General features: G+C 47.5%; 12 protein-coding genes and 1 pseudogene. 1 reads left to right on the forward strand and 12 read right to left on the reverse strand.

Translation table 11 applies throughout. From position 1 onward, the window contains the following. Positions 1-70: 70 nt before the first annotated feature. Positions 71-1,885: a translation elongation factor 4 gene (gene lepA / locus SynBIOSE41_RS03390; RefSeq protein WP_186539600.1), complete on the forward strand. Its 1,815-nt coding sequence runs from the start codon at positions 71-73 to the stop codon at positions 1,883-1,885. Between the two features lie 28 nt (positions 1,886-1,913). Here lepA and SynBIOSE41_RS03395 read toward each other — a convergent pair whose 3' ends face one another. From SynBIOSE41_RS03395 to SynBIOSE41_RS18260, 12 genes and pseudogenes are all read right to left on the reverse strand, one after another. Continuing rightward, positions 1,914-2,438 (reverse strand): prepilin-type N-terminal cleavage/methylation domain-containing protein, encoded by a 525-nt coding sequence (locus SynBIOSE41_RS03395; RefSeq protein WP_186539601.1) that lies wholly within the window; start codon positions 2,436-2,438, stop codon positions 1,914-1,916. A gap of 2 nt (positions 2,439-2,440) precedes the next feature. Beyond that, positions 2,441-3,820, reverse strand: coding sequence for a prepilin-type N-terminal cleavage/methylation domain-containing protein (locus SynBIOSE41_RS03400; protein ID WP_186539602.1), 1,380 nt, complete (start codon positions 3,818-3,820; stop codon positions 2,441-2,443). Further along, positions 3,768-4,202, reverse strand: a complete 435-nt coding sequence (locus SynBIOSE41_RS03405; protein WP_255475926.1) for a hypothetical protein — start codon at positions 4,200-4,202, stop codon at positions 3,768-3,770. The genes SynBIOSE41_RS03400 and SynBIOSE41_RS03405 overlap by 53 nt, the downstream gene beginning before the upstream one ends. A gap of 99 nt (positions 4,203-4,301) precedes the next feature. Continuing rightward, positions 4,302-4,391 (reverse strand): annotated as a pseudogene (locus SynBIOSE41_RS18295) (prepilin-type N-terminal cleavage/methylation domain-containing protein); the annotation flags it as partial. Then, the gene (locus SynBIOSE41_RS03410) at positions 4,384-6,033 is read right to left on the reverse strand and encodes a hypothetical protein (RefSeq protein ID WP_186539604.1); all 1,650 of its coding nucleotides are present in this window, start codon (positions 6,031-6,033) and stop codon (positions 4,384-4,386) included. The gene SynBIOSE41_RS03410 and the pseudogene SynBIOSE41_RS18295, both read right to left, overlap by 8 nt. Before the next feature lie 616 nt (positions 6,034-6,649). Beyond that, complete coding sequence (locus tag SynBIOSE41_RS18255; RefSeq protein WP_304623149.1) at positions 6,650-7,261, reverse strand: prepilin-type N-terminal cleavage/methylation domain-containing protein; 612 nt, start codon at positions 7,259-7,261, stop codon at positions 6,650-6,652. 358 nt (positions 7,262-7,619) lie between these two features. Beyond that, positions 7,620-9,128, reverse strand: coding sequence for a VWA domain-containing protein (locus SynBIOSE41_RS03420; protein ID WP_255475927.1), 1,509 nt, complete (start codon positions 9,126-9,128; stop codon positions 7,620-7,622). A 219-nt stretch (positions 9,129-9,347) separates the two neighbouring features. Further along, positions 9,348-10,037, reverse strand: a complete 690-nt coding sequence (locus SynBIOSE41_RS03425) for a Tfp pilus assembly protein FimT/FimU (RefSeq protein WP_186539606.1) — start codon at positions 10,035-10,037, stop codon at positions 9,348-9,350. Then, positions 10,024-10,533 carry a hypothetical protein gene (locus SynBIOSE41_RS03430; RefSeq protein WP_186539607.1) on the reverse strand — a complete coding sequence of 170 codons (510 nt, stop codon included), beginning with the start codon at positions 10,531-10,533 and terminating at the stop codon, positions 10,024-10,026. The genes SynBIOSE41_RS03425 and SynBIOSE41_RS03430 overlap by 14 nt, the downstream gene beginning before the upstream one ends. A gap of 187 nt (positions 10,534-10,720) precedes the next feature. Beyond that, the gene (locus SynBIOSE41_RS03435) at positions 10,721-12,505 is read right to left on the reverse strand and encodes a hypothetical protein (RefSeq protein WP_186539608.1); all 1,785 of its coding nucleotides are present in this window, start codon (positions 12,503-12,505) and stop codon (positions 10,721-10,723) included. A gap of 3 nt (positions 12,506-12,508) precedes the next feature. After that, positions 12,509-13,027 carry a type IV pilin protein gene (locus tag SynBIOSE41_RS03440; RefSeq protein ID WP_186539609.1) on the reverse strand — a complete coding sequence of 173 codons (519 nt, stop codon included), beginning with the start codon at positions 13,025-13,027 and terminating at the stop codon, positions 12,509-12,511. 96 nt (positions 13,028-13,123) lie between these two features. Continuing rightward, the gene (locus tag SynBIOSE41_RS18260; RefSeq protein WP_186539610.1) at positions 13,124-13,624 is read right to left on the reverse strand and encodes a type IV pilin protein; all 501 of its coding nucleotides are present in this window, start codon (positions 13,622-13,624) and stop codon (positions 13,124-13,126) included. Positions 13,625-13,667 lie beyond the last annotated feature (43 nt).

Below are 13,667 nucleotides of genomic sequence, written 5' to 3' on the forward strand. Positions count from 1 at the left end.
TTGGTGCTGATGGCTGCTACTTAGGATTAAAAACGCATTGATAAGCCCTCGACGGGAGACCGCCAACCGCATGACCGACGCTCCCGTCTCACGGATCCGTAATTTCTGCATCATTGCCCATATCGACCACGGCAAGTCGACCCTGGCCGACCGTTTGCTGCAGGACACAGGCACGGTGGCCAACAGGGACATGCAGGAGCAGTTTCTGGACAACATGGATCTGGAGCGGGAGCGGGGGATCACGATCAAGCTCCAGGCCGCGCGGATGAAGTACACCGCTGCTGATGGTGAGACCTACACCCTCAACCTGATCGATACCCCTGGTCACGTGGACTTCTCCTATGAGGTGAGCCGCAGCCTGCAGGCCTGCGAAGGTGCCCTGCTTGTGGTGGATGCCAGCCAGGGCGTCGAAGCTCAGACGCTGGCCAACGTGTACCTGGCCCTGGAAAACGATCTGGAGATCATTCCGGTGCTGAACAAGATCGACCTGCCAGGAGCGGACCCCGATCGGATTAAGGAAGAGATCGAAGCGATCATCGGGCTGGATTGCAGCAATGCCATTCCCTGTTCAGCCAAGACAGGGCTTGGTGTTCCCGAGATTCTTCGAGAAGTGGTCGATAAGGTGCCGCCGCCTGCCGATGCGGTGGATGAGCCCACCAAGGCGCTGATCTTTGATTCCTATTACGACCCCTACCGGGGGGTGATTGTGTATTTCCGGGTGATGAGCGGCCGGATCAATTGCAAGGACAAGGTCCTGTTGATGGAAAGCAAGAAGGTCTATGAGCTCGATGAAGTGGGCGTGATGGCCCCTGACCAGCGCAAAGTTGATGAGCTGCACGCTGGTGAGGTGGGGTATCTGGCTGCATCGATCAAGGCCGTGGCCGATGCCCGTGTGGGTGACACCATTACTTTGCTGAATGCTCCGGCGGATGAGCCGCTGCCCGGTTACACCGAGGCCAAGCCGATGGTGTTCTGCGGTCTGTTCCCTACTGAAGCGGATCAGTATCCCGATCTGCGTGAAGCGCTCGACAAGCTGCAGCTCTCGGATGCTGCACTCAAGTTCGAGCCTGAAACCAGCAGTGCCATGGGTTTCGGGTTTCGTTGTGGCTTCCTTGGTTTGCTGCACATGGAAATCGTGCAGGAACGCCTGGAGCGCGAATACGACCTTGATCTGATCGTTACCGCACCGTCGGTGATTTATCAGGTGAACATGATTGACGGCACTGAAGAGATGGTGGATAACCCCGCCACGCTTCCCGATCCGCAGAAGCGTGAATCCATCGAAGAGCCTTACGTGCGCATGGAGATCTATGCACCTAATGACTACAACGGTACGTTGATGGGCCTCTGCCAGGAGCGTCGAGGTGAGTATATCGATATGAAGTACATCACCACCGACCGGGTGACGCTGATCTATGAACTACCGCTGGCTGAAGTGGTGACCGACTTCTTCGATCAGATGAAGACGCGCACCCAGGGCTATGCCTCGATGGAATATCACCTGATCGGTTATCGCAAAAACGAACTGGTACGCCTCGATGTGTTGATCAATGGTGAACGGGCTGACCCGCTGACCACCATCGTGCACCGCGACAAGGCCTACAACGTGGGTAAGGGTTTGGTGGAAAAGCTCAAGGAGCTGATTCCCCGCCAGCAGTTCAAGATTCCCCTGCAGGCATCAATTGGTAGTCGCATCATTGCTTCCACCAGCATCAGTGCGATGCGCAAAGACGTGCTGGCCAAGTGCTACGGCGGTGACATTTCGCGCAAGAAGAAGCTGCTGAAAAAACAGGCCAAAGGCAAGAAGCGCATGAAGGCCATGGGTAAGGTGGATGTGCCCCAGGAGGCTTTCATGGCGGTGCTGAAACTGAATCACGCGAATTGATCCATAGCTTCGGTTGATCACACTTTGATCAGCCGCACCAGCTGATCGCCTCAGGCAGGAGAGAGATGTTTTTGCTGATGGTCTGCTTTCCTGAAGAGCCGAGGTAGGTGATATCAATTTGTTTGCCATTGATGTTGATCGTTCTGGAAATGTTGATGTTTTGCTCGTTGTTTTCAATCGTCTTGTCGTTAATGCCTTCGTCGGTTAGAAAATGCCCCAGTTGATCGTTGATCGTTTCAGAACAATATGAATTCATATAGCGCGTTGGTTGATATTGAGCGGTCTGGGGTTGGGTTCCACTGCACGATGGTCCTGATTGGCATTGCCATTGAAGTGCTTTTTTGCGGACAAGGGCAATGTCGATGCGAATCAAGTCCTGGATTTGATTGCGGGTTCCAGTTTCCTCAGTTCGACGAATACTGCTTAATCGCAACTCAAATACTCCCGCAAGCACGATGAGTAATATTGTGAATGCCACTAAAACCTCAATCAAGCTGAATCCAGCTTGTGGTTCGCAAATTGATGAGCGATTTGGAAACGTGTAGATCCCCATATTTATTTCAAGGTCGTTATACCATTGTTGAAGATGATTTGCTCCACACTTATCAGATTGAGGATGACGTTATCGTTTCCGCTCAAGCGCACTTCGCACGTCTTGTCATCACAGCCACCAGCCAGTCGATAAGTTTTTTGATCGCCTTTGAGATAGACACGATCAAATCCTTTACCCCCGTTCACTGAAATGGTGCTTCCGTTTTCTTGTGAGGTATCGGACCATGGAAGGAAACTGTCATTACCGTCGTTTCCATCAAGTTGATCATTGCCACCCCGTCCGATCAGTGCATCATGCTTTTCGCCACCCTTCATGACGTCATCGGCTGGTGAGCCAAGCAGAATATTACGACCTTGTTGTCCACCAATCAGTGTGACTCGAGATGGATTAGTTCGACTGGGCGTTGGGTTGCCATCCAGCACATAATTACCGTTGGCCCCTTGTATACCTTGACTGTACGAGTATGGACGATTGGTGCAGATTGTTTCAGTGCCAAAGGCTGGTTCCTCACGCCCACCTGCCACGTGAAAGCTTTCATCAGCTTTGAGGAGTGTGACTACGTTATTTCCGCATTCAACATCTTGGATTCGACAAATTGCTTCGCAGACTGATTGATCACTGGGGATCGGCGGCACTTCGTTGATTCGTGATACGCCACCGCTGTTGAATGTTTTTGTTCGTATTTCTCTGTCGTTAGCTTCGCTTGAATTTTCTATCATGCTTAATGAAAAATCTACAAATTTTTGACTTGTTTTCCCGTCAGGACTAGTTATTCTATCAAGAATATCAAGACCATCATGTTCCGATAAGTCAAGATTGTCCAGGACGATTGATTGTTGATAATTCCCTTGGATATATTCGATTCTTCCTTTTTTGCTAATTGTCATCCGAGGCCCACAACGTATCAACACCCCTGCATCTGGGCCTCCCAATAGCTTCTTGGAGTAATCAACCGGCAGGGAGCTGATTTTACGGACACCATAGATGATTTCCGGCAATGTTCCAAGGAGGTGCATTTTCAGCTTCAATCGTGCACTTTGGTCTTGTAGGAGTGCGCAGCCAGTGGCTTCGACGTCTTCCTGTGAAAGGCTTTGCGACTTGATTACATCACTAAGAGCAATCTCTGATTGAATCAATGATGTTGCCTGCTGCCAATCCTGATGAAGCCTTCGTCTGAATTCAGCGCGTGCGTCGCCTTTGGCATTTTGGATCAAGATGTTCCATGTTAATGTTGACACGATGCCAGCAATTAACGAGGCGACCAATAATTCAACCAAGGTCAACCCTGATTCAGAGTGGACCATTGGATCGAAACTGCTTGGTGATTCGTTAGAATGATTTGTCATAATCACAATCTGAGCGTCCTTTTTCTGCACGACCATCACGAATCATGCCGATTGGTGAAAGTATTCTGATACAGCGTTGTTGATCAAGATCTTCGTGTTGAATTTTTAGTTCAAGTACGCCATCATTGATGTTCCCATCTTTTAATTCACCTAGTGCATTGAGTTGATTGTCTTGACTGAATCCTTGGTGTTGTAAGCGGATGACCCGAGTGGTATGACCTTTTTCGGGCGGTGGGTTAAGACTCAGTGCGACTTTTTCACTGCCGTCGCCAAAGCTTTTAGACAAATCAAAAGAGGAGTCGTTCGGATTTGAGGAATCAATGCTGCATGGAGTGTTGCTGTTATCAACATCCATTCTGCTGAAGAGTTGTTTGGAATTCTCATCAATCACGATTCGGCAGGTGAGACCATGAGTCATCGCATAACTCCGCTGAGTGCTGAGCCAATTCTCCAACTCTCTTGTGCTTGACAGAAGTCGATTATTTTTCCATGAGGATGACAGATTGACCAAGGCAATGCTTGAAAGTATTCCTAGGATCGTCACAGCTATCACTAGTTCAACAAAAGTGAGCCCCAGCTGTGACCGTTCTGTGTTTAAATCAATCATTATCTTTACTATTCATTTGAATGAGTGACCAGCGATTACTACCAAGGGCGATAAATTCCATTTTGCTGCTTCCACTTGAGCAGATTTTGTAATTGTTGCAGATGATTGATCCTGCACCTGTGGGAACGATTAATCTTGCGTAATCCCCCGTAGTGTCGTAATCATTGGCAATGACCGCGCCCTTGATGGTGATCGGATATGTTTCATTGCCTCCGCTCAAATTAACATTAAAGCATGGCATGTGTAAAAATGCGTCTATCGCTCCACCACCAGATAGGTTGAAATCTTTCTGCCCGCAAGCATATTGTGTAGTATCCGGAATGCTAGGCCATTGTCCCGTGTATGTACTCGCTCCACCGTAAATGACAAATTGCCCAAACTCGCAAGGTAATTCCTCTCCGGTTACTGGGTCTTCGATATAACACTTAAAGCTGTTTTCTCCAGACAGATTAATTTGTTGACCTTCCATGTAAAATATAATTTTTCCACCTATTTGGGGTTTGACGGTTAGTGTGGTTGTGCCTGAAGCATTAATGTTTAGGATTCTGCAATGAGTCGTTTTTTTATTGGTAGACGTTTCGGTAACTGTAATACAGTGTTCTGGATGAAAATTCCCAGGCTCTGAGTCATGCCCGATTGTGACAGCTTGATAATATAAACTCCAAGGTTCTAAATTTTTTAAATTGTCAGGCAGTTCCTTTCCGTCTGCGTCTCGTATATCCTCCCAGGTCGGTGCTGTAGGAAAATCAATTTCTCCGCTTGAACGTTCCCCGTCAATGACACCTGCTCCAGTCAATTGCTCATCGAGACTTTCTTGATTAAAAGCTGAACAGTCAACAGTGATTTTTTGCCCAGCACTCGTCCATGGTTCACATTTTTCCGGAGGTGGCTCGTCACAATTCACACAATGAACATTGGCCCCGCTTGGAGTTGTAGGGCGAACTTCGTCGATGATATCGCCGAGTTGCAGTGCGATATTTTTCGTTGCCAAGCCATACCCCCATCCAGAAGATGAGCAGGCTGCATAGGGAGCTTTGTTGCAACATTTAGGTACGATCGTTACCTCCTGCTCGAGGATTGCCGAGGCTGCCAGACTGCTTGTATCCCCTTTTTTGAATTGTTGCCCTTGTACCTGAATGATTGCGGTTCCACCCTGACTCTGATCACCCAGAAATTCGTAATTCCTTAATCGATAAGCCCCACTATTATTGTTTATTGTCTTGTATAGCGTTTCAGATTGATCATCAATAATCTGCCAGGGTTTAGTTGATCGACCGGGGCAAGTGCTAGTTGGCCCTCCGAATTTCCCTAAAGTAAATTGATCCCAACCCGTGCAGTAAGGTTTATTAAACTGCTCAGAAACACTGTTGTTCTCTACTTTGCAGTTGACCGTTAATAGTGAAGGATAATTGCTGTTTAATTCATCCAGAATATTATTTACTCCTATTTCAGCAATGTCTACTGCCTCGCTTTTTTGTTTTTGTCTACCTGATTTAATTAATCCATCAAAACTCCGTGCAGCGATAACCATAGCGCCAATCGCGAGTATTAATCCTGTAAAAATTACCAGGATTAGTACGTACCCGTCAGGCTCTCTCTGGTTGGAAGATGTTTTTCTGGATGGCTTGGTTGGCCAAGTCAAGGGGATTAATCTGTTAGTGTTTTAAGTTGAAGGGTCGATGAATTACAAGCTTATACTTCTTTTTAGCTATTTCTGTGTTTTTTGTCAATGTGCATATCGCTGTAGTGGTGTTTAGGCGTTTGTCGGGGTATGCGTGAGATTTTTGCTGTTTGCTCTGACGATTTGTTTGACTTCTGTGCGTTGATATTTCATTAATAACTGGTTTTGCTGATTAAGTCTATGATTTGACTGATCGTTGAGCTGCGGAAATTGTTGGACCTTGAGGTCTGTTAGGTGCTTATCATGACAACGAATTATATCGTAAGTGTTTATGCGTATTTATAGTCGTTGTTTGTGGTTTTGTTCTGAATGTTCTGGCAATTTTGGTGAGTAAATTTGCTTGAATTGCTTTAAATATTTCTGGGTGAAGTTGCCATTCTCTTCGCTGTCACGATTTTGTGGAAGAATCGGTCAGCGCTTGCTTGTGGGTTTTGATGTTAAAGAATTTAAGCTGAAGCGAAGCCTCAATTTCGGGGTTTCAACATAGTCGACTTGTTCGCTTTTCTTGGTGTTTGTCGCCACCTTTTTGGCTTTCAAGCTTCTTGATGGCGACTTGTATTTGTATTCTATTCCGATACTAATTTTTTGCTGCTGCTTGTGTGAGTTTCACGCCCCCCTCTTCGCTTAATGTTGCTACGGCTGGTGTTGCAAGCCCTTCAAAAGGAGAGCCCGCAGCGCTAACAGATGTAAAAGTGATATCTCCTACTCCACTTGCATCGCAGCCGTTGGTAGCAGTGGCGTTTGATGTCACTGTGGCGGTTCCGGCTTTTTCGGGAATTTCGAAACTAGATTCTTGGCCGGTGACTTGTAGAGCAGCACAGCTCTTAGCCGCGCTCATGACCTGAGTTTCGGCTGCATTGACTTTGGCCTTGTCTTGTTGGTTCAGGAAAGCCGGCAGTGCTACGCCTGAGAGAATTCCAATGATGATCACAACGATCAGCAGCTCCACCAGGGTGAAGCCCTTTTCAAGCATGTTGCGTGCATTTTTGCGCTTGAGCATGGCCAGTGTGAGCCGGCTGTTCAATGTGGTCATGGCTGGTCTGTGGGTGGATGTTTGTGCCGCACCGATGGCGCATACCACCTCACCTTCACACTTTTCGCCGGATATGGGGGAAAGAAAGGCTAAAGTTTTCATGTCGCTATGAGCAAGGCTGCAAAAGCCTTGCTTGGCGCTTGCGTCTGCAACCAATGTGTTTACGCTTTGAAGCTTCTTTGTTTTTGATGATCATCGCTTCGGATGCGTTCTGCGTTCGTGGTTTGAATCTGATGGCTAAAACTTCAGAGTCGCTGGATGGTTGGCTTTTTGGCCTTGATGTTAAGACGGGTTATTGAGGCAAGTTCCCCATCTTGCTTTAGGATTTAATTCCGTGCCAAGTGTTTAGGTCCGTTGTTCAGCCACTCTCGCCTCACATCATCATTCTTCTCTGTTTCAACGCCTCAAATAGGCTAGATATTCTTTATCGGATATGTAATTTGTTTTTGTGATGTAGCTAGAATCTTATGTTGGCTGAATTGCGTAAATCTCTGTTTACCTCTGAGTTTGCGATCTAAATATCATCGACTTTGATGTATTCTCCTGAGGTTTTGCTTGAGAGTAATTGCATCCATGGGGAGTCAAGACCAACACTTGTGGAGTTGATTTTGATCGAGCGGTTGCCATTGGTCACCCGTGAAGCATTAAGGCCGGCGTAGTAATTGGCAACTATGTCGTAATCACTATTAGTCCAATCGTTTGAGTCTTGGTCACGATTTGGTTTGCCATCAGAGAGGAAGTAAACGGTGTCGGTGACGCTGTCTCCAAACGCTTGATCAAGGCTGTCCCATGGCATTGTGCCACCCCAAGAGCCTGGATTGCCGGCGCTGAGGCTGAGAACAAAATCAATTGCAGATTGGCGAGTTTCTGAAGTAGGTGGTCCAAGTTCCACAAGGTTTTCTTCACTCGGTGCCCACGTTTTGTTGTTATCATTATCTTCTGTGCTGAATGCAGCAAGGCCCATCTTGGTGGCGTCAGGTAAGTTTTTAATGATGTCAATCATCTCGTGTTGCAGTGCCTCCATCCTGGTGAAACTGCAGATTTCTCTGGTATAAAACCACCCCTTGTTAGGGTCATAGAAGAGTCTCCATGAATTGCTATATTCGCCACTCCAGGCCACACAGGCACTCATTGAGCCTGATCCATCAAGGATAAAGCGAACATTGCGGCTGGTGATGTTTTGGAAAAAAGCACCGCCGCTATAGCCATCGCCTTGATTGCCGTTGGTGTCGTTAAATCCATAGCGCACTCTCTTGTCGGCTCTTGCAAAGGCTGCAAAGTGAAGGTCTTTTTTGGTACTGGATTTAACGTCGGACGTCTTTTCTAAATAACTTGCTGAAATTTGATAAGGGTCCTCTGTGTTGGAATCGTCCAGGGTGTACGGGTCAATAAACTTAACGAGCTTGGTGTTGATGTCAGTTTGGACTCGAATGGCTGGCTGCTGAAAGGTTCTTGCTGGTGTTTTGCCCTGCGTGAAGGTGAATTCTGATTGTTCGAGAACATCGGCTAGCGGCTGCCCAGCTGGACAGCCTTCGTCTTCTGCCAAGTCGTCCAGTCTGCAAGGGATTGTTCCAATATCATCAATCACCCGACTGATAAACAGTTGCGATTCAAAGGTCTCATCAGAAGTGGTTGCCTCACTGGTGCCTGATTTGCTTCCCTGATATGTTCCATCCATATTCAGTGCAGCTCCGCACCTCAAAATCGAATAGCCGCGTTGGTTGCTACTCAGGCTGACGCCATAGATCACAGGCTCTTCAAGTTCGACCATATTGATTCCAAATATCGGCTTAAATCCTTGGCTGCCTGCATTATTCTTGCACAGCATGACCACATCAGCATGATTGCTCATCAGATCCATCTCTGGATCGTCTCCTTCAGTGGTATCAGTTCGCGTGACCAAGAGATTCATGCTGCGCTCAACCTCTGAGCGCATTAACCGAAGGCCATTGGTTGTATTTTGTCGCAGCGTTGCTTTCCCTTGTCCTTCAGAGATCAGTGTTTGTGTTGAGCGCAAGGCCATGGAGGAAGCACCCATAATCAGTGTTCCTGATACAACGCCTACCATCAATTCTGGGATCGTGAACCCCTTTGATCTCTTGTGTGAACGCTTGTTTTTTGGTGAGATTAAAAGCATTTTCTTTTTACCAGCTTTTTGATCTTCCCTTCAATCTGCCATCCTGTTGGGACTCATAAATTTGTTATCGCTGAATTTGTTATGAGAGATCGCTGATAGTCAAGCTTATGTTGCTTGGCAACGACCATTACTCGACGCTGCAATGCTTGTGTCGTTGATCCAGTTGCCACTCTCAATAGCGCCAGTTCCATCAATTTGTATACAGCGAATGCTGAGTCGTTCTTGACCAGGGATGCAGTTGGTGGGATCACCTTTGGATAGGGCCTTTTGATGACAAATTAAAAACGTGAGCGTTCCCGCGTTTGCAGTTGTTCCAGGTGGCGTAAAGCCAAAGTCTCTTGTGCTGACCGCAACTCTGACATGTTGCGATTCTGGCGCGGATTCTTTTTGCACAAGCCTTAAGTTATCGAGAGGCCTTCCCGTAATCTCACTGAGCTTGTTGCCGGCATATCCCTCCATGCAGCCCGTGTCGTCGATCAATTGGCTGATTTCGGAGTCGCAACACTTGAAATCTGTTCTGTTTTTACCTTGGCTAAATTCCGTGATGGTTTCTGGTGTCATAAAGCTTTCTGCAGCAGGAAACATCATGGAACAGCTGGTTTTGCGTGAACCGAGTTTTGCGCGTAAGCCATAAATGCCTGATTCGAGTTGTGATGCATAACGATCCACATCAACTTGCCACCAATTTCGAGTTATGATTGGAACTGTGATTGCTGATGCAGTGCTTAGAATTGCCAGCCCAACAATGAGTTCAACGAGGCTAAATCCCTTTTGCTTGGTGTTATTGCAGGTCATAGCATTGCGAAGAAAAATTGGGATTGAGCTCTGTGATGCGTTTTTCCAAGCCGATGGACGATTCAGGTGCTTCGAAGCTGTGGGTGACCACTAACAAATATGGATTATCGGCATTCCATTCAAGTTCTACAGCAGGATGCTCAACGACTCCTGCGATTTCTGGCTTTTGCAGGTGATCTTTTAAGAAGGTGCTTGGAGAGATGCAAGCAGTCTCCATTGGGCTATCGAGGCCAGCAGCACTCGTAATCGCTTCCTGAGTCAGATAAGAATCCTGCATTTGTAGGAGTTGAATGTGATCATTAATCGCAGCTTCAATGGAATTTCTTGCCGACTGATTTTGGCTGGCGGCCATGCCTGCAACGCTCAGACGCCCCACAGCTGTCATCACGGCTGCGATGACAAGGCCAGCAACTAGCGTTTCGACCAATGTGAATCCAGCCACTGAAGCATCTCTTTTGAGAGGCCTGAATATTTTTAGGGTTGATGGCTGCTTCATGGTGTCTGAATGAGCCTTCTCTGAGCCATTCGACAGGGTGTGCCGAAACGTAATTGCTGCTTGAGAACCTCCTTTTCTATTCTGGTCTGTCGTAATGCTCAGCTGATGACAATTGGTCTAAGCGATCAAGAGAGTTTGATGTGGTGCGCCTGAGTTTTTGATGAGAATATTTCCATGTACTGTTTGTTTACCATCGTTCAAAGACATCAAGGCTGGTGCCACGAATCGCGCGGGTGACCATGCGCCCATAGCCTGGATAATTAAAACGTTCTGTCCAGCCCCAGTGATTGTTTGCGCTCTGAACAACCGAAATCCCATCCTGTTCTGTTTTTAAATTAAAGCTTGGTGGTGTTGTGTCTTCATCGGCTAATGCGTCCTCATCCTTGAGGACGCAGATGCTGCTAGCCCAAACCAGCCCCGTGAGTGTGGCGTTATTCGGTCGTACGATTCCTGTTGGTAAGTAGAGCAATGCATACGGCAAGGTTTCTCCTGTAAAGACCACTGATTGTTCAGTGCGGTAGCAGGCATCTGTTGAGGGTGCTTCTCCGCTTGCCGCCATGATGACGAGTTGTTCTGGTTTGGTGCTGCAATCATTGCCCGTGGCAGCACACAGCTCTGCTGACCCAGATAGGTGAATGGCTTGAGTCAGATTCAGGTTGTTGGGATAGCTCACGGGCTGATCCAGATGCAGAACAATCGCGCCTGACTCTGATGGTTCAAAATGTAATTGTGTACTACTCAACCTGACGTGATCAAGATGAACATGGCAGTCAAAGTTGTCCGAATTATTGCACAGAACGTTTTTGGTTAATTTTATTTTTCCGCCGGTCTGGTCTAGATTGATTCCTTCTTGTGCAAGCGTTCGAAAGTCGCTGGCATTTGTTTGATCTGCATTGCGAACGCAGATCACCTCACCACAGGGGAGTGGCGGATACAGGATCTCTTCGCCGGTTAACGGGTCGATGTCGTTGAGTTCATCGCCATCGCGATCGTCTGGGGCTGGTGGGCTGTCGTCAAAACTCCAGATTCGAATCGTGTCTCCGTCGGAATCCGATGTTGTGTCGTTAATGCGATCTTTTTCAAAAAGATTTGCAGGCGGAAGACCGCTGATGCCACGCTTAGTTTCATCAATATTGATTGGCCAGATCTGATTGTCGCTATCTGTTCCTCCAAGATTTACGTTAGTGGCTCCGACATCATTAAGCAGTGAGCCAAAGCAACGTGAAGAGTATTGATCGGCAGAATAATTGTCAGGTGATTTGGTTAAGTAAAAGATATATCCAGGTCCGTCAATGCTGGTGTTGTTCAGTCGTAAGTTATGTCCACTGATCACCGCCCAATCTCCAGCCCCTACGACCCTCGAATTGACGTAGAGAGCCCTTTTGAGCAACGCTCGTGACAGAAGTGTGTCTCCACGCTTGACAATGCCTTCGACGTAGAAACTGCCTTCTCCATTGCCGCCTGTCGCCGTGGTGTTGTAGCTGCGTAGACGGTATCCCACTTCGATGTCCCCATCGACACCATCGGCTCGGATGTTGCTTGTGTTGATTGGAATGATTTGTGGTTTTCCCACTGTGCCCGTGGGGTAGGCATTGATGAATGGCTCGACTGGGGTACAGAGTTCAACCAGTTGAGTACTTGGTGAGGTGTCTGTGGCTGGAGCGTTTGGGTTTGACCAACCCCATTGCTGTGAGTCGTTGCGAAGCGTGAGCAGAAATCCTGTGTAGTTATCACGATCATCTTTGTTCAGGTCACTGATGATGCGATTGAGTCCATTCAATGCTGCAGATTCGGCTAATTGGTTGTAACTCTCTGCTGCTCCAAGTTTTCTAGCCATCATCTGGCGAATCATGAGGCCGGTAGTTCCTGCGAGCAACACGGTTCCCATCAATAAGGCCATCACCATGGCCATCCCTTGTTCTTGATTGGGGGCTAATGATGAATTTTGTGTTTCTACGAATCTGCTTTTCATGGTCTACGTGCAAATGACATCTACTGCATTGGTTGTTCCATCTCCTCTGCTGAGTTTGCTGGCTCCGGTACTTGCGTTCAAGCAGGCTTTGACGTCTCTGTTAGGACACCCATCTTTCGAGACTCCAGTGATGTTGTACGTCGAGCTTGCTGGACCGCTGACGGTGATTTCATAGTGTTCACTTGGCAGTGTCCATATTTCAGTGAATTCTCCTGTCATTTCACCACCGACGCTCATGATGGCGCTGATGCTGTTGAGGTTGTCCCAGTTGGTCGGGTAGGCGCCTGTTTCGTCGATATAGGCGGAAATGATTGCTTGCAGAGAGCTGACGCTTGATATAACTTCTGTTGTTTTTGATTTACAAGCCTGGCTGAAATAGCTCGGTATTGCAATAAAGCTGAGAGTTACAACGATTCCGACGGCTATAATCAGCTCTGTTAAAGTGAATCCGTTGATGTCTGGTTGAGTATGGTGGCTTAGTTGTCGTGCTCGCTTTCGTCTGCGCTTTGCTAAATGGTTCATGTTGACTTGTTTTAAGCGTTTAAGATAAGTTTGCCTTGATAAAAGGCGATTTTTGATACATCGCCTTTTTGCTCTTTCTTCTGATTGTTTAGCTCTTTAGCATGATGCGCCTGGGGTTGGTGCGGTTGCTGTATTTGATGTTGCTTGCCCTTTTTTGCCAGTCTCGTAGTTTACACAGAAATCTCCGCTGTATTTATTTTCTAGATCACTACCTGACTTTCCTACTGCAGTTAATGTGTATACACCACTGACAGGTACGCCTACGCTCGTTCCGGTTCCTCCCGCTGTAAATGTACAAAGAGCGGATTTACCGTTGGCGTCACTCACGAGTGCATTTAACGTCGCTGTCCCTGCTGCTGGGCTATCTAATGCATCTGCTCCCACTGTTCCCATTATTGTTCCAGCTTTCGTAGTGCATTCTGTGGCCTTGGCTTTGCTTGTTTGATTCAGGAAGTTGGGTAGCGCAACAGCAGAGAGGATTCCAACAATCACGATCACGATCATCAGCTCCACCAAGGTGAAGCCCTTTTCGATCAGGTTGCGTCCTCTCTTGCGGTTGAGCATCGCCAGTTGAAGGCGGCTGTTGAGAGTTGTCATGGCTGAATCAGTGTTTGTAAATGGTTTTGGCACATGTCGTGCT

The sequence above is a fragment of the Synechococcus sp. BIOS-E4-1 genome (genome assembly GCF_014279995.1).
Lineage (GTDB): Bacteria > Cyanobacteriota > Cyanobacteriia > PCC-6307 > Cyanobiaceae > Synechococcus_C.